This is a genomic window from Leptospira ainlahdjerensis (genome assembly GCF_016919175.1).
GTDB classification, from domain to species: Bacteria; Spirochaetota; Leptospiria; order Leptospirales; family Leptospiraceae; genus Leptospira; species Leptospira ainlahdjerensis.
Window position 1 is genome coordinate 58,650 of record NZ_JAFFPU010000041.1, and the last position, 22,225, is coordinate 80,874.

The window sequence follows — 22,225 nt, forward strand, 5'->3', positions numbered from 1 at the left end:
TTCTTCAGTTCGAAAAGCAAGATCCCTTTCACAAAAAGAATCAACCCTTGTTTCGATTTCGATGTTCTCTTACGAGCTCGGGTAGTTTTGACATGGAGGAATGGATTCGATGCATCTCTAACGCCGGTTTTGCGGGAATTCCAAAATAGGCGACTTTTTCATCGCTGTCTTCCGTTAGTCCGGACATTCCCATAAGAATGGATCCTTTCTTCATCGTAATTCCCTCAGCAACTGCCGCTTGACCGCCCATGATCACTCCGTCTTCCAGAGTAACCGAACCTGCCAAAACCGTTCCTCCCGCAATGTAAACAAAGTTTCCCACTCTGCAATTGTGAGCGATATGAACGTGATCGTCAAACTTCGTGTGATTGCCGACGGAAGTGGTTTCGATCGTAGCCCGATCTACGGTGCAACAAGCCCCCATCTCCACATAGTCTCCGATCACTGAATTCCCGATTTGAGGAACCTTGTAACGGACACCGCCTTTATCATAAAACCCGAATCCGTCGGCGCCAATCACCGTATTCGGATGAATCAAATTATATTTTCCTAAAATACAATTGTATGCAACGATCACTCCGGATTTCAGAATCGTTCCTTCTCCGATTCTGGCTCCGCTTTCGATCACGACGTTTGGAAAAATTTGACAGCCATCTTCAATTTCCGCATTCTCCTGAATCACCGCAAAATCCATGATTGTAACATTCTTACCGATCTTCGCGCTCGGATGAATACTCGCCTTTATCGAAATCGAAGGTAGCGTTTTTGGTTTTTTCTCAAAAAGGGAAAGCAATTCGATAAATTTCAGTCTTGCAAAACCTTCGGGAACAATGAGGGCCGAAGAAAATTCGGAAACTAAAGAAGGAATTGTGAGGGCGATTTGAACCTGCTTTGCTTTCGGATTCGAACTGAAATATTTCTTCGCTTCGAAATAATAAATTTTATCCGCTTGAACCCGGGAATGATTTTCGATATCACCAACACCGATTATTTCCTGCTCACCGTTTCCTTTTAATTCCAACCCAAGGGTTTTCGCTAAATCTTTCGCTTTCATGATAATCAAATTTTTAGAATTCAAAAAAAGGACTCAACTCGTTTTTTTAGATTTCCCATTTCGTAAAGAAACGATTCTTACTTATAGAATAAAAAACTACACAACTCACTCAACAGATGCTTTTATAAAATGATATTTTTATAATTTCAGTTCAAACCGGACGCCGTTCGTTATCTTGAAAACAAAAATTTGAGTGCGGATTCCGACCTTCCTTTATGCATAACCCTTACCGAAAAGTATTTGGAACTTCAAGAAGAGCCTTGTCGGAACTACGACAATCCTCTGTGAAAGCGGCGCGCCCCACCCAAATTTCGGGTGGAGGGGTGGGTGGCGGAAAAATTCCGGAGATTTTCTTCTATCACAAAATTCTAATTTTGCAAGCAAAAACCCCCGTGTAGGAACTCCTGTAAAACCCATTCTCGCAGGACACTCTCATTGTATATCCCTCTCAACTTGTGGATAAGGTTATGTCCTTTATGAGAGGCTAACGAAAAAAGATTTTCCAACTTGCTGGAACCTATTTTGATTTTTTGATAAAAAGGAACGTTCAATCCGTTAAGTCCAAAGATTGAAGGTTCACGAAAAATCGTATTTTCAAATAAGAGAGGATTCAAATTCTTCAATTTTACATAAGGACTTCATCGTAAGATCGATATCGTCCCAACCATTCGTGATTCGCTCCACCAAAGAAGGAGAAAGCGTAAAACGATAAGTCTTTTTCCCAGCAACGAGGACTAACGTTTGTAAATCGACTACAATTTCTGCGTCTTCGTTTTCGTGGATAAAAGCGAGAATTTCTTCCACTTCGGCTAACGAGAGTTTTATAAGCGCGATTCCGTTTTTGGCGCAATTCCCGAAAAATATATCCGCAAAAGAAGGCGCGACGATTACACGAAATCCAAAATCGGAAAGAGACCAAGGCGCGTGTTCTCTGCTGGAACCGCATCCAAAATTCTCACCCGATACAAGAACGGACGCGTTTCGATATCGTCCTTGATTGAGCACAAAATCCGGATCTTCTTTCAATCCATCTTCATCCAAATATCTCCAATTATGAAAAAGATGCTTTCCAAAACCGCTCCGCTCTATCTTTTTCATAAATTGTTTCGGAAGAATTTGATCCGTGTCTATGTCTTTTAGATAAAGAGGAACCGCAATTCCCTTATGATAATTCCAAGATTGACTCATACTCTTACCTCCTGCAATTCAGAGACCGTTCCTAATCTTCCGAGGATCGCCGCCACGACTGCGCTTTCCGGACTGACCAAATGGGTTCTTCCTCCCCTTCCTTGTCTCCCTTCGAAATTTCTGTTGGAAGTAGAAGCCGAACGTTCTCCCGGTTTCAAAAAATCATCGTTCATTCCGAGACACATGGAACAACCGGGCATTCTCCACTCAAAACCCGCAGCGAGAAGGACTCGATCCAAACCTTCCTCTTCCGCTTGACGTTTTACTCTTCCGGATCCTGGAACCACGATCGCCCGCACGTTAGACGAAACTCTTTTCCCCCGAGCGATCTGCGCGGCCTTTCTGATATCCTCTATACGCGCATTCGTGCAAGAACCGATAAAAACCTTATCGATCCTTACGGAACTCATAGTTTGCCCCGCTTTCAGATCCATATATTCCAAAGAACGTCTTGCGGCGGCTTTTGCCTCTGAGTCCGTAAAAGAATCGGGATCGGGAACAACGGAGCTAACCGGAACAACCTGGCCCGGATTTGTCCCCCAAGTGACCATAGGAACAACCTCGCTCGCATCCAATTGGATTGTCCTATCGAAGACGGCGTTCGAATCGGATTTGAGTGTTTTCCAATATTCAACTTTTCTATTATATTCTTCTCCTTTTGGAGAACGATCTTTTCCTTTTAAATAATCGAAAGTAGTTTGATCCGGAGCGATCAAACCGGCTCTCGCGCCCGCCTCGATACAAAGATTACAAAGAGTCATCCTTCCCTCCATGGAAAGATTTCGAATCGTTTCACCCGCGTATTCTATCACATATCCTTGTCCCCCATTCGTTCCGATTTTTCCGATCAAATAAAGGGCTAAATCCTTCGCACTCGCATCGGGTGCAAGTTTTCCAACAACTTGCACCAAAAGATTTTTCGATTTTTTAAGACGGATCGTCTGAGTAGCCAGAACGTGTTCTATCTCGCTAGTTCCGATCCCGAGCGCAAAAGATCCGAACGCCCCGTGCGTCGAAGTATGAGAATCTCCGCAGACAATTACGGTTCCGGGTAACGTAAGCCCCATCTCCGGACCGACGACGTGGACGATTCCTTGATCGGGATGATTTATATCCAAAAGCTCGATCCCGAAAGTTTTGCAGTTTTCCGCGAGAAGTTCCATTTGTCTTTGAGAAACGGATCCCGCGCCGCTCCATTCACGATTCCTCGTAGAAACGTTATGGTCCATAACCGCGAACGTTCTTTCCTTTTTTCGTACCTCTCTTCCTTTATCCTTCAGCGCCGTAAAGGCCTGAGGAGAAGTCACCTCGTGCAGGAGATGTCGATCGACATACAGTATATCTTCCTCTCCATCCTGCGTTACGATTCTGGAATCCCAGATCTTATCATACAGCGTTCTACCCGTCATCGGTTCCTCCGAAGAATAAACAATAGCAGAAACAAAACCATAATGCAAATAAATATGATTGATTGACATTATAATTAAAAGTTATATATTGAAGATTGAATGGAATTCAGACAGATCCGATATTTCCTCGAAATCAGAGACGCGGGCACGTTCCAAAAAGCCGCTTCCAAACTTGGTTTAACCCAACCTGCTCTTTCCCGCCAAATTTTTCTTTTAGAAAAGGAACTGGGTTCTCTCGTATTCGAAAGGGGCCCGAGACAAATCAGACTTACTCACGAAGGAGAAATTTTCTTAGGTTATGCGTTGAAGATGAGGGAGTTATGGGAAGAATTAAAATCGGGAATGAAAGAACCCGGAAAAGAACTCTCCGGAGAATTTTCGATCTCTGCCGGCGGAACCGTATCTGCGTGGATTCTTCCGGAAATTCTTAAAAAAATCAGGAAGGAACATCCCGACCTTATATTGTCCGTAAGAGAAGGCGATTCCTTAGAAACCAAGGAAGCGATTTTATTAAACGAAGTTGATTTGGGAATTCTCACCGGCCCCGTAAACGAGCCCGGATTGATTTCGAGAGAGTTTTTAACGGACCGAATCGTTCCTGTTGCCTTAAAAACACATCCGATCTTCCAAAAGAAAAAGCAGAGTCTAAAGGACATCAAAGAAGAGTCATTCGTATTCTTTCATCCGGCTTCTGCGATTCGTAGGGCGGTGGAAAAAAGGATCCGGTCTTTGGGAAAAGAATTTCGTCCGAAAATCGGAATGGAACTCCGAAGCGTGGAGTCCGTGATCAAAAGTGTGGAGGCGGGTTTAGGAATCGGATTCTTATCAGAATACAGCCTTTCACCCAAACTCAGGATGATTTCGATTCCGGAATTGATCGCTGAAAGAAGTTTTTTTCTTTGTCATAAAAAATCGGTTCGTCCCGGATTATCAAAATTGGCGGAAGAATTGGTACACGAGGCAAGAAGCCGTTTTGATTCCTTTGTTTAACGGATTCATATAGAATTACATAATATTCTAATGTATCCATTTTCACCCAAATAAGCCTTCAAACAAACCGTTTCAAACCCGAAATACGAAGTCCGAATATTATTTTAGAATCAACGGAACTCTATCGTAAAATCGTTTCCCCAAAAAAAACGGACGAATAATCGTGGAGGATGAATCTCTTTGATTGGATCCTCCGCGTTCCCGCAGATTTAAAAATGGACCTTACAATCGTTCCATCCGGCAGAAATCTTTTCCTGCTTCCAACCAAGACACAAATTATTCTTAACTTCGAAGGATTGAGAAAAAACGAAATAGCATCAAGGACAGGAAGTAGTCTCAACTTTGGTTTTCCAGAATGTGCCTTCCGCACCGGGGAAAGGCCAAAAATTCTTCATATCCGTTATCATCAACTTCACCTTTGCCGCTACCACTGGATCGGTTTGGCAAATCTGAATCAGCTGATTATAATTGAATTGAGGCCCCATCAACCCCGAACTTATTTCCGCATAGTCTTCAGCGACATTCGAGGCCGAGTAAGTCGTCACGAAACCTGGAACCGGATTATTAAACTGAAGTAACGTTGGCGAAGACCAGTCCACGTTCGTTGAATATTCGACCGTATTGAGCGAAACCCAATCCGAATGAACGTCCATAAGAAAACCGCGTAACGTGAAATCGAAATTATGAGTGATTTCATGGTGAATAGATCTATCGATATAATCGTCCATAACTCCCGTTGTAATACCCGCGCTTACGTTCATATAAATACGGTTCGACAGAGGATCCATAAATCCTCCTACAGCAACACCGCCTACGGTTAAATTGGCGCAAAGTACAACCTTCTCCACTTTGCTTTTAATCCAATAACCTCGGGGGTATTTTGCAATTTGAGCTCGAAGAATGAACGAATAATGTTCTACGTCTTCCTGCGCATAAGTAGCGTTGCAATTAAAAGAATCGGAGGAGGCTTCCGTATGAGTAATGATCTGAACGTCACGATCATAATTCTCGGCTCGGTCCGGCTTTGGTAATAATAAGAACAAAAAAGATTCGTCTATAACTTCTTTTTTATGGGCGCAATTTGAAAGTAGGAGCAGGATCGCGATCTTAGTAACAATTCTTTGATTCATACTTTGTCATACAGATGCGAATTTGAGAATTGAGTGCAATTGATAACTTGAGATATTTATAAGACGCCCGTTCGAACTCAAATCCATTTGCGAAAAAATCTTGCCGTTCTTCTTAGAAAGTTAAAATGGAGTTCGCACAAAATATAATTTATGAAATGGATCTGCCATCACTGCGAATATAAAAATCCGATCGACTTGCAGCATTGCGCCCAGTGCGGTAACACAAAAGGAGTCAACGTTCAAACGACGGATTCCTCAGTTTCAATTTTCCAAAAAATAGGAACGTTAGGCACCTTTGGTTGGATCTTAATCATCCTCTTGGGCTTAGGCGCGGTGATTATTACCCCAATCTTATTGATCACTGCCATTTCCCATCTGGAAGGATTTGCAGGTCTACTTTTGCTGATTGGCGGGTATTTTGGGGCGAGATCCGCGATACGATCTCAGTTTGGGCCTCCGGCAAAAGCGGTTTTTATCGTTTTCTTTTCGATCATGGGTATGTCTTTGGATCAACCTGGAAATTATTTATACAACTTTCCCTTTCGATATTTTTGTCCGAGCTCCACAACGATGCAAAGATCCGTACAAATCAGCCACCCCCTTCCAGGAAGAACGGATAGGACTCAGGCATTTTCCTGCTACGATCAAAACGCAAAGGAAATCTCCCGCATTCAACTTCCTGCGATCTTAGGAGTTCGATTTATGGAATATTTTCTCATCGCGGGAATACTTCTTTTTACCCAGTCCCAACTTTCGCTTCGCGGACGATCAAAGAAGTAAACATTAGGATATTTTGAATTTTGCATATTTTCGAATTCCCGGAAAATAAACATCAAAAATAAAAAGTATCCTTTTTTAGAATCAGTACAACGTCATCGTAGTAATCACCTTTTCCATAGAGCCGATTCGCTGACTCGATATCTATCTCCGCCTTGCGAAACCCCGCTTTTTCGTAAACTCGGACGGCTCTCGGATTTCTTTCGGAAGGTCGAATCACAAGTTCGTCCAAGGAAAATTCCTCAAACAAGATTCTACTCAAAATGCGAACCGCGCGGGTTCCGAATCCATGACCGCATTCTTTCGGATCCGAAAGCCAAATATCGAGCTCTGCTATTTTTGAATTCTCCATCTCGATCGCATAATTAATCTGACCGATTGCTGCGCCGTCTTTGAGAATCCGATAACACCTTCCCAAATCCGGACGGGTTCCGGTGAAAAAATAATCCTCATAGTCCTCTTGAAATTCTTCCCAAGAAGGAATTTTAATTTCAGGAAAGATCGGCGGGCCCATCATAAATTTTACCAATTCAGGATGAACCAACCAATTATAAAACCTTCTTCGATCCTCTAAAGTCGAAGCTTCCAAAGTGATCCGATACTTTTCGATCTGCATAAAACTCTGACTTAAAAAATCAAAGCCTAATTCTTAGAAAAAAATCTCGATTTTTTTTAGGAATCTATTTTTTCTTACGAGAGTCTGCTCGCCTCTTCGTCGGTCACCTTATAAGGACGCATTCTACTAAAATCCATAAAAAGTCCGTGAAATTTCGCGGAACAAACCAAGGCTCCATCCGATTCCCTATAAATATCTTGAACCACGAGCACACGGCTTCCTTTGTTAGGTTCAAATCGAGTCGTAAGTTTGACTTTTTCCGGATACTTTAACTCCGCTTTGTAATCCAATTCCGCCCTCAAGATAACGGGACCGACCTGACGTTTTCGAAGTTCGTTCATATCGAATCCCGCGTCTTCAAAAGCGGCCCTTCTCGCCTCGTCAAAATAACTCTGATAGATTCCGTTGTTTACGTGTCCGTTTTCGTCCAAATCCACCCAACGGACCTTTAGGATATGGGTAAAAAGTTTTATCGGCTTTTCCGAAACTTGTTCTTTTTCAAGGGTATTCATAAAATCCTCCTAATGGTAGACCGATTGTTCTACCATTGATTAACCCTATAAAATGGTAGACAAATCTGTCTACCATTTTACGATTCTAAAAATATGTAAAAAATGCCCCGTTGTTCGGCTTCTTGAAGGCGGAAATTTTACTCGGTAGATTGATAATTTTCCGGGGCCCTTGGTATAAATAAAAGGGATCGAAATGATTTCGAAAAGGGCGTGGATTTTTCGAAAAATTAATTTCGGGAGAATTCGAATTTCTTTTCACTTCGAAAATAAATCGAACGAGTAGGATCGATTTTATGAGTTCAGCTCGGAGAGTAATTTAGGGAATTTCAAAAAGTTCCTTTGTTTACATCTTGAATTTTTAAACTTGAATCCGAGGATATTAGAAAACCCTTATGAAAACTTTAACAAAGCCCGACCAAACAAAAGATCGTATCCTGAAAGCGACCGTGAAACTCTTTTACGAAAGAGGTTATACGAATACCGGAATCAACGAAATTCTAAATGAAGCGGGCGCTTTTAAAAAAAGCTTATATCGCTATTTTCCTTCGAAAAAGGATCTTGGACTCAGTTATGTCGAATTTCAAGAGGACGAAATTATCGGATTAGCGGAAGTGATGATGAAAAAATATCCGAAGTACAAAGACTTTGTTTCTTCTTGGATTCGATTTTTAAAAAGGGGACTTAAGTCCACCTATCGTTTCGGATGCCCTCTTGCCAATTTTTCAAACCAAACCCACGATGAACCCGATTTGAGAAAAAGAGTCATCGAATCTCTGGATCGCTGGAATCGGAGTTTTAGCGCTTATTTTTTACAACCCATTTGGCAAAAAAAGAAAACCCTGGATGCTAAAACTGCGATCGAATATTCAGAAAAGGTGTTATTCTTATATCAAGGCGCCATGCAACTCTACGGAGTTACGGGAAATCGAAAATTCATAGATCGTTTGGAAGCGGAGTTGCTACGACTGGAAGAATCCTGATTTTTTTCTAAAGATCTAGACTCATTCGAATCATATCCCTGCACAAGATTCCATTTTCATAAATCGGGTCCGGATAGTGTTTTAAAAAAAAGTCCTTATCAACTCCTGAAATTCTAAAACCGCATTTTTGATAAAGAGCCAATTGGGAAAGACTTGAGTTTCCGGTTCCAACCTCCAGAACTTTCACCTTCAATTCTTTCGCCTTTGAAATCGCATCCAGAACGAGAGCTTTGCCGATTCCCTTTCCCTGAAACTTTTCGTCGACCGCAACGTTGACCAACTCCAAGGTTTCAGGGCGAGTAAAAATCAAAACGTAAACTCCGATCACTTCCTCTCCCTTGGTTGCGATGTAAGAAATTCCTCGTTTCAAATACTCTTGAACGAGCTCTTCGGAAGGATCGGCGGAAAGTAGCAAGTTCCAAGGAAGTTCCGTTGAACTCGGATCGATTTTAGTAGTCTCAAGATTCATAGAGGTTTCGGTTGAAAGAATTCAAGTTTTCCTCTTTGCAATAGGAATCAATCCATTTCGGATTCTTAAATTCTAAACTGACAAGTTTTTCTTAGACCTTTCAAAACAACAGGGAAATGCACTTGCAGACAGAAGGCTGGAAGTTACTCCTTTCCAATAAAGTCGAACCCGAATCTGAAACCAGATGCATCAGAATTTTAAAAATCCAAAGGTTGCGGAAGTATTTCGAACCTATCCCAAAAATGTAAGAGAAAAATTATTAAGCGTGAGAGAATTGATCTTTAAAATCGCGAAGTCGACTGAAGGAGTCGGCAATCTGGAAGAAACCTTAAAATGGGGCCAACCCAGTTATCTTACTCCCGAGACAAAAAGTGGAAGTACGATTCGGATCGATCGAGTCTCCGCGGAAGAAAATGCTTACGCACTTTTCTTTCACTGTCAGACCAATCTTGTAGAAACGTTCCGAGAACTCTTTCCGAAAAAAATTCGATTTGAAGGAAACCGTTGTATTCGATTGAATGCAAAGGATCCGTTTCCTACCAAAGAATTGAGCGTTTGTATTTCTATGGCCCTTACCTATCACCTCGATAAGAAAAAAAAGGATCGACGAAAATAGGAAAGATTCGACTTCCTTTTGTGCGAGGAAAAGAATCTTGAAATATTCCAATCCCCCATCAGCCGGAATCGATTTTCCACAAAAGTCAAACCCTCCGCATAAAGAGGATTCAAAATCATCACTCCTAAGTTGCTTGTATCTCAAAAAGGATTTAAAATAACAACGAAGTCCTTCCGTGAAAACTTGAAAGGGATTACCCATTTCCCTGAATGAATGATGGAAAGGGGCCTTGCAATCCTTACCCACAATTTGTCTGCATCTTCCGAAGAATCTGTCGTAATTACGACAGTCCTCCGTAAAAGTCGCGGGCCCCACCCTGATCTTGGGTGGTGGGGTGGGTGGCGGAAGAATTTCGAAGACTTTCCTATATCACAAAATCAAACTTTTCGCAAGAAAAAATTCTCCATGTAGGAACTTCTACAAAATTCCTCTTCTCAGGGGCGATTCTTGTCATATCTACTCTTAACTTGAGGGTAAGGTTACTGATTTCGGATAGACAGGTGGAAAAAGTTCGGTGGCTTTCCTCTATCACAAAATCAAACTTTTCGCAAGTACAAATTCTCGCGTAGGAACTTCGACAAACCACTCATCTCGGGATCATTCTCGTTGTATCTCCTCCCAACTTTTAGGCAAGGATATAGAACTTCAGGCGGGAGCGTGCCAGGAAAACTCAGGAAAATTTTTATATATTATGAAATCATAATTTTTTAATGTAACTTCCGAACCGAGTTCTTGCAAGACATCCCCAAAAATCTCGAGGAACCCTTGTGGATTCTAACTAAACTTCCCAAATTGTGAGTTTGATTATGCGTTTGGCGCTTTTGGAACAATCGAGCTGACGGAACCTTTCCCGATTTTGGGACAGGTTCCTATCTTCTCAAGAAATTCTTAAAATTCTAAGATCGTTTTAAGCGGGACTTACTTCCAATTCCTCGTTTTCCGCTGAATTACGGGCTTCCTTGTAGGTCATCCATTTCCCGGTTTCGGAATCAATCACCTTACAACGAGAAGTCGATTTAAAATAATCGCCGAAAATCGTATCTCTTTCCTGAACGTTCTCTCCGTAAACCGCTTTGATCTCGTCCAAGGCGCGGGTAAGATTGTAAAATGGAATTTTCATGTGAACGTGATGCGGCATATGAATGAAAATATTGTGAAAGAAAAAGTTCATGATCGGATTTACATGATAGTTGATTGTTCCTTTCATCTGCCCGTAATATGGGGTCCATTCTTCCTTTGTTTTCCAAGGAATTTCGGAATGAATATGGTGCACATAAACGGTGATCCCCATAAAATAGTTCCAAGCGACAAAAGGAACCAAACAAACTTTTGTAAACATCCATAAACCGGCGCCTGCATCAAATGAACCTTCCACCGCGGAACCGCCGAAATAAAAGACCAATCCGGAGGAGATAAACGCGAAAGAAAGCATAATCCACTTGTCTCTCCCGGCCTCTTTCAAAGGCGCGGTGAACAAAACCATTCCTTTTAACCAGACTTCAACCAGATAGTAAAAACCCCCGCCCCAAGCTGACCAGAAAAAACGATGCATCATTTTTTTGAATATTCCAAATTTAGAATACTCTTCCATAGTCGCGGGATGCCATACGAAATCTCCGCCTCTTTTGATCGTGTGTCCGTGATGGATTCGATTGTGTCCGTAAGCCCACTGATTGTAAGCGTGCAAAGATGGTAACATCGCAATCTGACCGATCCAATAACGAAGGTATTTGTTTTTAAAAAGAGCCTCGTGTGCACAGTCGTGCCCGACAATGAACAAAGCGGCGATCGTCATTCCCGCAAAAAACCAAAGAAATGGGAGAAGATACCAGGTGTTTACGTTCCAGAGAAGAACCACGACGAGTCCGAAAAAAAACAGATCTCTGAAAAAGTAACCAATCCCTTTGTAGGCGGGATTCTCAAAAGTTGCCTCCGAGAGAGTTTCTCGAACAGCTCCGAGAGTTTCTCTCGGGGATGATGAAGAGTTATTTTTCACTTCCATAACGTTCTCCTTAATGAACGGCGTTAACTTACTAATGAACGACGTTAGTTAAACAAAAGCTTTTGGCAAGAAAAAAATGGCAAGGAATAGGAAAAAAAATTCAGAGAGGGAATAAAGAAAGTTCGCTCGGGAGAATACGGATTTTTGCCGCGTCCCGATTCTGATTCAAAATCAAAGAATTTCGTCGAATGTCTCTCGATTTTGTTCCCATTCAGAATCGGTCGTATTGTAAAGAACGTGCTTGGATAGAATGTGATTTTCCGGAAGATTCGGATGCGCGAAAAACCCGACTTCCTTCAATCCAATCCGTTTCATAACGGATTGGGACTTTTCATTCAAAACGGACGTAAAAGAAACAATTTCAGGGAATTTCAGGACGGTAAAACCGAACTGGAGACAAGTAATTGCCGCTTCCGTCGCATATCCTTGTTTCCAAAAGGAAGAATGCAATCTCCAACCGATCTCGACTGCGGGAGTGAAAAAAGAAGGAAAGTTTACGTTCATAAACCCGGTAAAACCAAGAAATTCTTGATCTCGCTTTCTCTCCAACACCCAAAGTCCATAGCCGAACGTTCTGAAATGATCTTGGATTTTTGAGATCCATCGTTCGGATTCTTCTCGGGAAAGAAGCGAAGGAAAATACTTCATGACCATCGGATCCGAGCTCATTTGCGCGAAGGGAAGCTGATCTTTTTCTTCCCATTCTCGAAAAATCAATCTTTTCGACTCTAATTTCAAGCTTCCGTCCCCTAACAAATATTAAAGTTTAAGAAATTAGTATTGCCAAAGAAAATTCAGCCGATAGTATGGACATAGAATTCCAGTTATTCAATCGATTTTCTAACTTCTGAACGTAGTCCTATCTTAAAGTTTGCTCTTCTTTTTAAGTCCTGCATCTCTAAAATTTTTCTACCTCCCAACATACCGGGAAAATGCTGTTTTTAAATCAAGATAACTTGATCTAATTCATAACGACACGAGGATAATATGTCTGTTAACATTTATGTAGGAAACCTATCTTACGACATCACTGAAGGAAAGTTGAACGAACTTTTCGGAGCACACGGAGCAGTTAATTCTGTTAAGATCATTACTGATCAGTATTCCGGAAAATCAAAAGGATTTGCTTTCGTTGAAATGCCGAATAAAGACGAAGCTGACAAAGCTATCAAAGATCTGGACGGAAAAAACGTTCTTGCGCGTAACTTAAAAGTGAACGTTGCAAAACCTAAAAACGACAGATTCTAATTTAGAAATTTATAATTTTTAAATATCTTTTAATGGCCGTCTTTCGAGGTGAAAACTTCGAAAGCGGCTTTTTTATTTTTTAGTGCGAGGATAAGGAATTTTAGAAATGAATCTTGCATAACGACGTCTAAAATAATCTAAATCTCGAAATCTCACTTAAAATAACTTTCGAAAAAAGCAGCAACTTTGCGAATTTTCGATCGGTGGCTCATTGCAGCTCCTTCCTGCAATGTCAGATGGTATTGCAGCATACTTTGCACGACTTCCGCACGACTGCTTCTAAGTTGGAGTCGATAATCTAATGGATCCAATAGAAAATGAAACCAAAGTACGGGCCTAAAAGTTAATCGGCTGAGTAAAGGAACTTGCCTTTTCGCGAGAAAACGGCTCTTCAATATCATTGATTTAGTTTCAAATGCATTGTATTGTAGAATGGCTACTGACCAAAAAAGCGTAGCAGGAAGAATGCCTAAACAAGATAAAAGCCCAAGAAAGATTCCAAAAAAAGGTAATACATACACAAACAAGATTGAAACAAATAAACCAATCAAAGTTCCGAGCATTAGAAGATGAGAACGAACTCTTTTAGCACCTTTGGATTGAATTCCATTTTTTAACATCCAGAAAGTAGATGCTCCAATGTAGATAATTGAATAAAAAATTAGTACATGGTAAGCAAGCAGAGGTTTAAATTGCGCGATTGCGTCGGGGTTTACTATGATCGCTTTGCAAAATAAACAAGAAATCAATATGTAACTCAATATGGAGTATTGAAAATAACGCAGTTTGTTCAGGATCTTTATTTCCCCTATCAATTGCGTTGTAACCCTTGTTAAAAAAAAAGGAACCAAAGCGGAAGGAATCAAAGCATAATTCGAGTAAATATCAATTAATTCTTTAGGAATAAAATACCTTAGACTGGAGAAAAATACCCATTGGCCGAGCGATAGAGTCATCAATAAATAATTTAGGCGAATATTACTGTATTTTAATGGAGCGAATCGAAAAACATATACCCCTAAAATTAATATAAAAAAGGAACATGAAAAACTTATAATAAATGCGTAGTTCATAGCTTATACAGAATTAATTTCCTTAAGATACAAAGATTTGTAAACTCGTTTTTAGAGGGTGTGGTGTTGAGTTAACCCATTGAAATCTGAAAATATCTGAACTAAACATAGAACTGTGTATTCACCTGACAACGGCGTAAAAATCAGTGGCCCCGATTTCTTCTAAAAGTAAAAATGATTTTACCGCAAATTATTTAAACCCACGAGAAACCGATGACCAACGACACCAGTATAAAAAGAAGAAAGCTAAATTTGTAAGAGCTTGCCAGTGAATTCGAAAACCTAAGCAAAGCCTGCAAGACCATGGGATATTCCCGTCAACGGTTCGAGATCCGAAGAAACTTTCAAACATACGGCGCAGAAGGACTCTTGGATCGAATACCGGGACCAAGCGGACCTCACCCCAAACAGGGTCAGCGAAGAAATCGAAAGAGAAGTCCTATCACATTCTCTTCAACGCCCTACACATGGACGTTTGAAGGTCGCCCAACAACTCAGTCTCAAAGGAATCAAGGTAAGCACCGGTGGAGTCAGAGGAGTTTGGACAAGAAATAAACTCGTAACCAAACATCAAAGACTTCTGAGACTCGAAGAACATCACAAGGACCAAATCATACCTCTCAGCGAGGAGCAGATTAAACTTTTAGAAAGATTTGATCCAGAATATAGAGAAGGGCACATACAAGTCGATTATACCGGAGAATTGGTTTCCATCGATACCTTTATGGTTGGTTCCTTAAAAAGCGTTGGAAGAGTCTATTTGCGAACCGCAATCGATTGTCACAGTCGATTTTCTTGGGGAAGACTTTTCAATACAAAGATTCCTGTAACTGCCGTTCAAACTCTCAATAACGATGTCCTTCCATTCTTTGAAGAACATAACGCAAAGTTTGGAGCGTTCTTACCGATAATGGACGTGAGTATTGTGGAAGAGATGACCTACATCCTTTCGAATTATTTCTTCAATTAGAAGAGATCGGCATCGAAACACTAAGGTCCGAAGGGCTCAAAGAAATGAATAATATGTTGAATGGGTTCAGAGAAATCTGCTTTCTGAGCATTTAGAACAGCTCGGAGAACTAAACTCTAAGAGTCAAATTATGAAATTCATATCCACTGGATTTTCTTTAAGAATAGAATTACAAACGATCTCGTCCGGAAGGAAACGTAAACCGACGAACTTCTTTAATTCTTCATCAAAAGATTCAAAATAAAGGAACACGGGAGCTAAAATTAGAAGATTAATCTTTTTTTTCTGCGGAAACTTATCAGACAAAAAACTTCGTTGTCTGCCCATAACTCTCGCTATACGGACCTTCAATTTAGCAACCCAAAAAAATTGACCTATTTACGGACTGGTAAAATATTTAAGCGTTGCAAGCAGGAAGAGAGGACTGAGAACCTAAGTCATGGGGTATTTCAACCGAAGTGCACGATTTCGTAAAAATTCGTCTTTTTCTTGCAAATTCTCTACCCACCCAGTAGATAAACTTCTTAAAATCTTTCTATGAAAAGTTAATGCGCAAGTTTAACTCGTTCAAAAAATAGCATAATCAGAGCCTCTGGGATATATTTGGTAAATTTTTATTAACATTTTTATGCAAAATTTAATTTCTATATTCAATAATTCTAATATATCTCTTCGCACAAAGGCGAAACTTTTTATTTTTAGTCCCTTTCTTTCAGCGATTTTATTATTAATAATGTTTTTTTATTGCAGCCAGATTTTTCTTCAATCAATCGGGTATACTCAGAACATTAGATTATCCTTATTATCTCCCAACGTTTGTTATGCCAATGCTTATGAATACAAACGCTGTGTTTGGAATATTTTCAATCCTATAGAATATTCTAATCAGCTAAATCAGTTAACGAATCTCTCTTTAAGAAAGGTATCCTTAGATAAAGAAATTTTAAACGTGCTTGGGGATAATACTGTAGATACCTACCCTTGGGAACTCTCGGAAATTGAAAAATTCCATTTAAACTGGAAATCCAGACCCACCTTTCAGTCTTATATTTCTTATACCCCTTGGATCGATTTACAAAATAGCGCATTTTGGAATTCGTTAGACAAACCGAATTTTATCCTTTGGAATACGGAATTCGGAATTCGGAATTGAAAGCATTGATAATAGGTATCTCTTTAACGATGAGCCAATTTCCATAATTGGAATGTTAGTTAATTACAAACCGGTAATTCAAAAAAGTCCTCATATTCTATTACGAAAAAGAAATAATCCATTCGCTTTGAATAGAATTCCAAAACCCGCTTTTGAAGAAAATTTAGAGATTTTTTCTGGTAAATTTAACAAGGAAATTCCCGTACCCATTGTTGGTCGGGGTTGTATATTGAGAGTAAAGATCGATTATAAATACTCTGCAAAAGGTCGTTTAAAGAATTTATTATATAAATCAGATGCACAAGGAATTTTATTTAATACAAATGATTCGGGAAAGAAATTCTTCAGATTGGTGCCTAAAAACTCAATATCCGGCATTTGGATTAATCCGCTGATCACCGAGTTAGATACCGATACTTTAAATATTGAAAATATACTTAAGATGGATCATAGAGTAACATCCTTTATGCTAATGACGGAAGATAAAAAGATGTTTAATGGATTTCAATATCAATGGGAACAAATTTGCAAAAAATAGTAGAAGGTCAGAGTGATAGAAAAGGAATTCGATACGTATTGGTCTTCCTGTTTTCTGTCGTTATTTATTTGTTTTCAATACATCAAATCGGCGGCCCAATTCAATCAGGATTGGATGAATCCTATGTGATTGCCATTAATAAATATTTTGCGAATATAGAATATGCTCGAATCCCGATATTTTTCTCCTATGGCCCGTTAGGGTTCTTAGTTGTCCCTTTGCCAATCGGTTCTAATATAATTATTTCAACTTTATTTTGGAACAGCTTTCTTTTCTTTTTTATACTTTCTTCTTTAAGTATTATTTTATTGAGAATCAATAAAATTAATTTTGTGACCGCCTCTATTCAATTTTTTTTGTGCGTTTGGATAGTGAATGCAAGTGAAATAAGGTTCTTACCTTTTCTTTTGCTCAGCAATTTATTGATTCTCGATAAGTTCGTATTAAAAGAGGAAAAATATTTTTTAATTTTACCAGCTTTATTCATAGGAATTATCGGTTTTTTTATGGGAAGCTATTTCGTTGCATTATTCGGATATTTTTTTCCTTTGTTTGTGTCGAACATCTGGAAAAAGCAATGGAAAAAGATAATAATTTTTGCATTATTCTTAATATTAAATTTGTTTCTTTTTCGATTTCTTATTTACCGAGATTTTAATATATTCATTAATTTAATTTCAATTCTCGAATTTTCAATTGGTAATGCCTATAGCATGACGATTGGAGCGGACACGTTTTCTTGGTGGTTGCTACTTTTATGTGTAATTCCTTTTTTTCTATTTCTTTTATTTAGAAAATCTGAAATATCTTATTATTTTTTAATTTCATTTGTTCCACTTTTTCTTATTTTCAAGTATGCCTTTACAAGAATTGATCATATATCACATTTTTTTAATTTTCTGGCGGCTGTTCTAGTGAATATGATGATTCTTGCATTGATCAAAGCTCCTGAAGAGAAAAATTGATAACGTCCTAACTTTTTCGCACATTTAAAAATTAAAGAGAAGGCTCTCCTTGCCGATTGAGATTGTAACCAAACAAATTCAAAAAAAGGAGAACCCCCATGAGGGCAGAAGAAGAAAAATCACACGTGAAAGTAATCCAAGTGGATGAGACTCAACTCAGGGAAAGACTTGAACGAACTCGTAAGAGGCTCAATAGAAGAAACCCTGAATGCTCTCTTAGACGCGGAAGCAGACAAACTCTGGCAAGCCTCCAAGTATAAAAGGAATCCGGATCGAATCGATACACGAGCCGGTTCATATAATAGAAACTTCGAAACAAAAACTGGAAAAGTAAAGTTAAAAGTTCCCAAACTTAGGCCAATTCCGTTCGAATCGGCGATCATCGAAAGATACAAACGCAGAGAGAGCTCCGTAGAAGAAGCTCTCATGGAGATGTACAATGTACATGATCTTGGGTGGAGGGGCGGGTGGCGATTCGAATAGTCGAGGACATCACCGAAAGCCTTTGGGGAACCAAGGTCTCACCTTCAAAGATCAGCAAAGTAAATCAGAAAGTCTTTGTTCAAATCGACGAATGGAGAATCCGACCTCTCGAAGATGAGTATCCTTACGTTTATTTGGATGGGTTGTATCTTAAAAAATCCTGGGGTGAAGAAGTTCGCAACGTAGCGATTCTCGTAGAGCCATAGGAGTCAATTCAGAAGGTTACAGAGAGGTTCTGGGTTCCATGGAAGGAGCCACAGAAGATAAGGAAAGTTGGCAAGCCTTCCTAAAACATCTAAAAGATCGTGGTCTGAAAGGTGTAGATCTAATCATCTCTGATAAATGTCTGGGATTAGTAGAATCGATTCCATATTTCTTTCCTGAATCCAAACGGCAGAGATATATCGTTGAATGTATTTGGGAAAGCTCCGAAGGGATCCTTTAAAGTCATTTCTCAAATGTTGAAGGCGATTCATTCTCAAGAGAACAAAGAAGAAGCCTTAAAGAAAGCCAACTTTGTGGTGGAGAGATTGATCGAAATGAAATTGAAGGAAGCTTCCAAGATTCTCTCCGATGGAATCGACGAGACGATGGCTTACATGGACTTTCCTTCCGAACATTTGAGAAAAATTCGTACAATCAATCCTTTAGAAAGGATCATTAAAGAGATCAAGATAAGGACAAAGGTTGTCGGAGCCTTTCCTGATGGGAAGTCGGCTCTCATGTTAGCCACAGCTCGTCTTAGGCACGTCGCGTCTTCTAAATGGGGGACTAAAAAGTATCTTGACATGGAGAAGTTAAAAGAGTTAAAAACCTCAAAGCTCATGCCTTGAACGTAGAAGGAGAGCATTTCTCAAGTTCTCATTTGTGCGAATCTTTGAAGACACTATCTGTTCCGAAATGCTGCTGGTCCGATTCCAACCGCTACGTTCGCTCCAAAGCTCAACTGTATCTTGGCGTGCCTCCGCGAGATCTTCTTCCTGTGAAAGCGCAGAGTCGCGCGCTACAATCTACTTACGCTCAATGTTAAGTTTTTATAATTTAGTATTTTGCTAAATACATAGAGCACCGCAGGATTTTCGCTAAGATTGCTCACGCGGGGAAATCGAGGATTTTAGTTTCGGAACAGTGCTTCGCAACGCTGGTGCAGTTGAGGAGACTTTTAGGGTTTTTGGAAAAAAAATAAGGAAGGTTTGAAGGCCGTTTCCAACTCTTCAATACAATTGATGAGTTGGTTCCTATACCGCTTTTATCAAGAAAGAAGAAGGGTTCTAAGATTTTTTTAACAAAGCTTGAAACCACCATTTAATAGTCGTTAGCTTTGGATAAACGATAACTACTAAAATTACTTTTCCTGCTCAGTTGAAATATATCCATCTCCGATACTCGGTGGCTTGTATCACACCTATTCTGACAAAGAAGCTGCTTAGCTTCTAAACCATTTTCCGTTTTTTGAAATCTCATTTTCTAGATGAGTCGAAAGTCTCCTACCCTGACCCATTTTTGATCTTAAAATTTTGCTCCAAAAAACAGAAAATTAGAATTTCGGAAAGTATTTGCGACAAAAAAAAGAGCCAAAGTTCAATCAAGGTTCTGTTATATTTGAAAAATCATCTGTCATTTTAATTTTAGCTAGGCTCAGGATGAAAAAAGTTTTGAAACTCGTAATTCGAAAACAATCCCAATCGGGAAAGAAAACTCGTTATATTCTCACCGACAACGATTCTCTCTTTGGAAAGAAATTCACCAAGTATTTAGAACGGCTCGGTATCAAACACAAAAAGACTGCGATTCGGTCTCCTTGGCAAAACTGCTATGCAGAACGTTGGGTAAAGACTTGTAGAAACGAATTCTTAGATTTCTTCATTCCAATCAATCAGTATCATTTAGAAAAGAAATTGAAAGAGTTCATTCATTTTTACAATCATCATCGAACTCACCTTGCCTTGAACAAGGATTCGCCGATTCCTTCTCCGATTCTAAACCCGCCAAAAGGCGGAAAAGGCAAACTCATTTCCACTCCCGTTCTCGGCGGGTTGTATCATACCTATCATTACGAAAACGTAGCCTAACGTTTCCCTTGTGAGCGTTTCGAAAACTCGTCCTGAAAACGAGTTAGTCAATCCATGTCCTGACATTTCTTTTCTTTCTAAAAGTTGATTCAAAATTCATGAAATTCAACTTTTGAATACGATTTCAGAATCCAAAACCCCGATTTGAGATTAAAACTAAGTCAAAATCAAATCAGGGATTCGTTATATTAGAAAAATATCCGCAAGGTTAATTTCTGCGAGGCTCAGCACCTCACATACTATAATAAGAGCGATGCTGATATAATTAAACAAAATGTTCCGTATGCTATGGCGATAATTAATTTCTTTTTTCTTGGGATATTTCTAGTGCGATCAGGTAACATTAAAAGAATTAGCATTGAACCGACACCACCGAAAAATGCAAAACTAATAAATAATAAACGCCAATGAAGGTCTGGGTATTTATTTGAATGAATGTTTTCGAGATCTTGATATTCTTTAAAGATTTCGAATAGCGATATATTCCGTTTTTGAGCCTTGTCTCCTTGAATTAGTTGGATATATCCTTGATATCCATTTTTATCTTGATAACACCCCTCGTTTTCATATTCAACATAACTCACTCCTTTTGAATGTATTTTAGTTCTGCGTATGAACACGACTTTTGATTCTAAATTTTGTAAACCGATCAAAAAAGTATAACGAGAATGATCAATTGGATTTTCGACTAACATAACAACCAACGAAGCATCGTTTAATGAAAAATCTCCTCTATTCCTTGGGATAAGCCCAAAGGCACATTCAGAAAATTCAGTAAGTGATTTTTCAAAATTAGGAGAGTTCCCTTTTTCAATTTCATACAATGTAATGTTAGATACGGATAAGTTTTTCTGAAAAGAGTAATCTAACGTAAGATCAAACAATTCTGGCGTCTCTTTGTCCCAAATTACATAGGAAATCACTTTAGAATTCTTAGGCAATATTACCTTTGAACAATTAAAAAGAGAGTAATGTCCTACTACTATGATAATTAAAAATGCAAAATATTGAATGTATTTTTTACTCATTTTCATTCTGAATTTTCTTGTCCCATTTACTTATTGTCCATTGTGGATATCCTTGGCCTGATCCTGGAGTTACTGTTACTCCTATCTTACCAGGTATAGTAGGAAGCGCTTTTGCTCCCCCTAAAGATGCAGAAACCTTAGAACGATTATAAAAAATAAAATCTACCGAAGCTACGCCTAAACCAACATTCATTCCTAAATCGAACGAAAAATCTTTCGATTTAATATTGTGCGCTAGTCCATCTACTTTACCCTCAGAATATGAAATACCACCACCTAAGCCAAAAGAAATTCCGGCGTCCCAAGAAACAGTGGTTCTACCAGTATGATCTGTTATTTCCGTTTTAGTCAAATTCGGGCCAACACCCAAGACGGCAGAAAAATTCAAAATTGAATAACCGATTTCACCAGGTTTGATAGCTACGTGTCCCTGGCTTTTAGAATCATTGGAAACGTTAGCTACTTGATTATTTTCTTTTGTCCCTATGACAACAATCGACCCATCTTTCTGAACCCCTGATTTTTGACCAGCTGCCTTCTGACCTTCCAAGTGCTTCAGCTCCGCCATCTTCTTAGAAAGTTCTTTTGCTGCTGCTACTTCCCCAGACCCGCCTTTGGCGTCACTCATCGAACCGTTTCCATCTGCAAGCAAGATCCCTTCACTCAACTCTTTCTTCAACTGATTGATTCTTTGATCCACAGGATCCGCAGGTTCTCCATTCGCATGAGGTGTTGTTCCTTCGTCTCCCTCTCTCCTAGTTCCCGCAACCCCAATCCCAGCCAAGGTCGCCGCGTCTTGTTCAGCGTTGTTCCTGCTCTGTGCGGATTTAGAACGTTCTGCTTCCTGCATATCCGCGTCTTCTTTCGCCTTTCCGGAAACAAAGTCAGCCTTCCACTTGTCGTTTAGAAAGTTCGTGTTCGCTTGAAAACCTCCAGACTGGCTCCAGGTTCC

At 39.6% G+C, this 22,225-nt stretch carries 19 protein-coding genes and 4 pseudogenes; 11 read left to right on the plus strand and 12 right to left on the minus strand.

What is annotated here, in order from left to right:
- Window positions 1–40: 40 nt before the first annotated feature.
- From lpxD to leuC, 3 genes are all read right to left on the minus strand, one after another.
- Window positions 41–1,054 carry a UDP-3-O-(3-hydroxymyristoyl)glucosamine N-acyltransferase gene (lpxD, locus tag JWG45_RS11655; protein ID WP_205279894.1) on the minus strand — a complete coding sequence of 338 codons (1,014 nt, stop codon included), beginning with the start codon at window positions 1,052–1,054 and terminating at the stop codon, window positions 41–43.
- 594 nt (window positions 1,055–1,648) lie between these two features.
- Window positions 1,649–2,242, minus strand: coding sequence for a 3-isopropylmalate dehydratase small subunit (gene leuD, locus JWG45_RS11660; protein ID WP_205279876.1), 594 nt, complete (start codon window positions 2,240–2,242; stop codon window positions 1,649–1,651).
- Complete coding sequence (gene leuC / locus JWG45_RS11665) at window positions 2,239–3,651, minus strand: 3-isopropylmalate dehydratase large subunit (protein ID WP_205279877.1); 1,413 nt, start codon at window positions 3,649–3,651, stop codon at window positions 2,239–2,241. Before leuC ends, leuD begins: the two co-directional genes overlap by 4 nt.
- 99 nt (window positions 3,652–3,750) lie before the next feature.
- On the opposite strand from leuC, the gene JWG45_RS11670 reads away from it, so the two are divergent.
- Window positions 3,751–4,641, plus strand: a complete 891-nt coding sequence (locus JWG45_RS11670) for a LysR family transcriptional regulator (protein WP_205279878.1) — start codon at window positions 3,751–3,753, stop codon at window positions 4,639–4,641.
- Window positions 4,642–4,958: 317 nt separating this feature from the next.
- On the opposite strand, the gene JWG45_RS11675 is transcribed toward JWG45_RS11670, so the two are convergent.
- Window positions 4,959–5,771, minus strand: coding sequence for an LIC13305 family lipoprotein (locus JWG45_RS11675; protein WP_205279879.1), 813 nt, complete (start codon window positions 5,769–5,771; stop codon window positions 4,959–4,961).
- Window positions 5,772–5,921: 150 nt separating this feature from the next.
- Between JWG45_RS11675 and JWG45_RS11680 the strand changes: the two genes are divergently transcribed.
- The gene (locus JWG45_RS11680) at window positions 5,922–6,551 is read left to right on the plus strand and encodes a zinc finger Ran-binding domain-containing protein (protein ID WP_205279880.1); all 630 of its coding nucleotides are present in this window, start codon (window positions 5,922–5,924) and stop codon (window positions 6,549–6,551) included.
- A 52-nt stretch (window positions 6,552–6,603) separates the two neighbouring features.
- Here the strand turns inward: JWG45_RS11680 and JWG45_RS11685 are convergent, their stop codons facing one another.
- Window positions 6,604–7,164 carry a GNAT family N-acetyltransferase gene (locus JWG45_RS11685; protein ID WP_205279881.1) on the minus strand — a complete coding sequence of 187 codons (561 nt, stop codon included), beginning with the start codon at window positions 7,162–7,164 and terminating at the stop codon, window positions 6,604–6,606.
- Between the two features lie 74 nt (window positions 7,165–7,238).
- Window positions 7,239–7,676: an acyl-CoA thioesterase gene (locus JWG45_RS11690; protein WP_205279882.1), complete on the minus strand. Its 438-nt coding sequence runs from the start codon at window positions 7,674–7,676 to the stop codon at window positions 7,239–7,241.
- Between the two features lie 392 nt (window positions 7,677–8,068).
- Here JWG45_RS11690 and JWG45_RS11695 point away from each other — a divergent pair, with 392 nt between their 5' ends.
- The gene (locus JWG45_RS11695; protein WP_205279883.1) at window positions 8,069–8,656 is read left to right on the plus strand and encodes a TetR/AcrR family transcriptional regulator; all 588 of its coding nucleotides are present in this window, start codon (window positions 8,069–8,071) and stop codon (window positions 8,654–8,656) included.
- A 7-nt stretch (window positions 8,657–8,663) separates the two neighbouring features.
- On the opposite strand, the gene JWG45_RS11700 is transcribed toward JWG45_RS11695, so the two are convergent.
- Window positions 8,664–9,125 carry a GNAT family N-acetyltransferase gene (locus JWG45_RS11700; RefSeq protein ID WP_205279884.1) on the minus strand — a complete coding sequence of 154 codons (462 nt, stop codon included), beginning with the start codon at window positions 9,123–9,125 and terminating at the stop codon, window positions 8,664–8,666.
- A 184-nt stretch (window positions 9,126–9,309) separates the two neighbouring features.
- Here JWG45_RS11700 and JWG45_RS11705 point away from each other — a divergent pair, with 184 nt between their 5' ends.
- Window positions 9,310–9,741 carry a DUF1801 domain-containing protein gene (locus tag JWG45_RS11705; protein WP_205279885.1) on the plus strand — a complete coding sequence of 144 codons (432 nt, stop codon included), beginning with the start codon at window positions 9,310–9,312 and terminating at the stop codon, window positions 9,739–9,741.
- A 907-nt stretch (window positions 9,742–10,648) separates the two neighbouring features.
- Here the strand turns inward: JWG45_RS11705 and JWG45_RS11710 are convergent.
- Both JWG45_RS11710 and JWG45_RS11715 read right to left on the minus strand, forming a co-directional pair.
- Window positions 10,649–11,743 carry a fatty acid desaturase gene (locus tag JWG45_RS11710; RefSeq protein ID WP_205279886.1) on the minus strand — a complete coding sequence of 365 codons (1,095 nt, stop codon included), beginning with the start codon at window positions 11,741–11,743 and terminating at the stop codon, window positions 10,649–10,651.
- Between the two features lie 171 nt (window positions 11,744–11,914).
- Window positions 11,915–12,481 (minus strand): GNAT family N-acetyltransferase, encoded by a 567-nt coding sequence (locus JWG45_RS11715; RefSeq protein WP_205279887.1) that lies wholly within the window; start codon window positions 12,479–12,481, stop codon window positions 11,915–11,917.
- A 36-nt stretch (window positions 12,482–12,517) separates the two neighbouring features.
- On the opposite strand from JWG45_RS11715, the pseudogene JWG45_RS22200 reads away from it, so the two are divergent.
- Together JWG45_RS22200 and JWG45_RS11720 are read left to right on the plus strand one after the other, a co-directional pair.
- Window positions 12,518–12,698 (plus strand): annotated as a pseudogene (locus tag JWG45_RS22200) (hypothetical protein); the annotation flags it as partial.
- Window positions 12,699–12,730: 32 nt separating this feature from the next.
- Complete coding sequence (locus tag JWG45_RS11720; RefSeq protein WP_069606220.1) at window positions 12,731–12,991, plus strand: RNA recognition motif domain-containing protein; 261 nt, start codon at window positions 12,731–12,733, stop codon at window positions 12,989–12,991.
- Between the two features lie 152 nt (window positions 12,992–13,143).
- On the opposite strand, the gene JWG45_RS11725 is transcribed toward JWG45_RS11720, so the two are convergent.
- Window positions 13,144–14,064 carry an LIC10906 family membrane protein gene (locus tag JWG45_RS11725; protein WP_205279888.1) on the minus strand — a complete coding sequence of 307 codons (921 nt, stop codon included), beginning with the start codon at window positions 14,062–14,064 and terminating at the stop codon, window positions 13,144–13,146.
- Between the two features lie 213 nt (window positions 14,065–14,277).
- Between JWG45_RS11725 and JWG45_RS11730 the strand changes: the two are divergent.
- The 5 genes and pseudogenes from JWG45_RS11730 to JWG45_RS11750 all read left to right on the plus strand — a co-directional run.
- A pseudogene (locus tag JWG45_RS11730) lies at window positions 14,278–15,309 on the plus strand (IS481 family transposase).
- Window positions 15,310–16,239: 930 nt separating this feature from the next.
- Window positions 16,240–16,725 (plus strand): hypothetical protein, encoded by a 486-nt coding sequence (locus JWG45_RS11735; protein WP_232380649.1) that lies wholly within the window; start codon window positions 16,240–16,242, stop codon window positions 16,723–16,725.
- Complete coding sequence (locus JWG45_RS11740) at window positions 16,701–17,690, plus strand: hypothetical protein (RefSeq protein ID WP_205279889.1); 990 nt, start codon at window positions 16,701–16,703, stop codon at window positions 17,688–17,690. The genes JWG45_RS11735 and JWG45_RS11740 overlap by 25 nt, the downstream gene beginning before the upstream one ends.
- Before the next feature lie 144 nt (window positions 17,691–17,834).
- A pseudogene (locus tag JWG45_RS11745) lies at window positions 17,835–19,006 on the plus strand (IS256 family transposase).
- An 810-nt stretch (window positions 19,007–19,816) separates the two neighbouring features.
- Window positions 19,817–20,245 (plus strand): annotated as a pseudogene (locus tag JWG45_RS11750) (integrase core domain-containing protein); the annotation flags it as partial.
- A 239-nt stretch (window positions 20,246–20,484) separates the two neighbouring features.
- On the opposite strand, the gene JWG45_RS11755 reads toward JWG45_RS11750, so the two are convergent.
- Complete coding sequence (locus JWG45_RS11755) at window positions 20,485–21,279, minus strand: hypothetical protein (RefSeq protein WP_232380650.1); 795 nt, start codon at window positions 21,277–21,279, stop codon at window positions 20,485–20,487.
- A partial coding sequence (locus JWG45_RS11760; protein ID WP_232380651.1) for a hypothetical protein occupies window positions 21,266–22,225 on the minus strand: 960 nt, incomplete at its 5' end. The genes JWG45_RS11755 and JWG45_RS11760, both read right to left, overlap by 14 nt.

What these genes read in the sequence shown, in the direction of transcription:
- lpxD (WP_205279894.1), bottom strand. Translation starts at nt 1,054, where the DNA reads ATGAAAGCGAAAGATTTAGCGAAAACCCTTGGGTTGGAATTAAAAGGA.
- leuD (WP_205279876.1), bottom strand. Translation starts at nt 2,242, where the DNA reads ATGAGTCAATCTTGGAATTATCATAAGGGAATTGCGGTTCCTCTTTAT.
- leuC (WP_205279877.1), bottom strand. Translation starts at nt 3,651, where the DNA reads ATGACGGGTAGAACGCTGTATGATAAGATCTGGGATTCCAGAATCGTA.
- JWG45_RS11670 (WP_205279878.1), top strand. Translation starts at nt 3,751, where the DNA reads ATGGAATTCAGACAGATCCGATATTTCCTCGAAATCAGAGACGCGGGC.
- JWG45_RS11675 (WP_205279879.1), bottom strand. Translation starts at nt 5,771, where the DNA reads ATGAATCAAAGAATTGTTACTAAGATCGCGATCCTGCTCCTACTTTCA.
- JWG45_RS11680 (WP_205279880.1), top strand. Translation starts at nt 5,922, where the DNA reads ATGAAATGGATCTGCCATCACTGCGAATATAAAAATCCGATCGACTTG.
- JWG45_RS11685 (WP_205279881.1), bottom strand. Translation starts at nt 7,164, where the DNA reads ATGCAGATCGAAAAGTATCGGATCACTTTGGAAGCTTCGACTTTAGAG.
- JWG45_RS11690 (WP_205279882.1), bottom strand. Translation starts at nt 7,676, where the DNA reads ATGAATACCCTTGAAAAAGAACAAGTTTCGGAAAAGCCGATAAAACTT.
- JWG45_RS11695 (WP_205279883.1), top strand. Translation starts at nt 8,069, where the DNA reads ATGAAAACTTTAACAAAGCCCGACCAAACAAAAGATCGTATCCTGAAA.
- JWG45_RS11700 (WP_205279884.1), bottom strand. Translation starts at nt 9,125, where the DNA reads ATGAATCTTGAGACTACTAAAATCGATCCGAGTTCAACGGAACTTCCT.
- JWG45_RS11705 (WP_205279885.1), top strand. Translation starts at nt 9,310, where the DNA reads ATGCATCAGAATTTTAAAAATCCAAAGGTTGCGGAAGTATTTCGAACC.
- JWG45_RS11710 (WP_205279886.1), bottom strand. Translation starts at nt 11,743, where the DNA reads ATGGAAGTGAAAAATAACTCTTCATCATCCCCGAGAGAAACTCTCGGA.
- JWG45_RS11720 (WP_069606220.1), top strand. Translation starts at nt 12,731, where the DNA reads ATGTCTGTTAACATTTATGTAGGAAACCTATCTTACGACATCACTGAA.
- JWG45_RS11725 (WP_205279888.1), bottom strand. Translation starts at nt 14,064, where the DNA reads ATGAACTACGCATTTATTATAAGTTTTTCATGTTCCTTTTTTATATTA.
- JWG45_RS11735 (WP_232380649.1), top strand. Translation starts at nt 16,240, where the DNA reads ATGTTAGTTAATTACAAACCGGTAATTCAAAAAAGTCCTCATATTCTA.
- JWG45_RS11740 (WP_205279889.1), top strand. Translation starts at nt 16,701, where the DNA reads ATGGGAACAAATTTGCAAAAAATAGTAGAAGGTCAGAGTGATAGAAAA.
- JWG45_RS11755 (WP_232380650.1), bottom strand. Translation starts at nt 21,279, where the DNA reads ATGAAAATGAGTAAAAAATACATTCAATATTTTGCATTTTTAATTATC.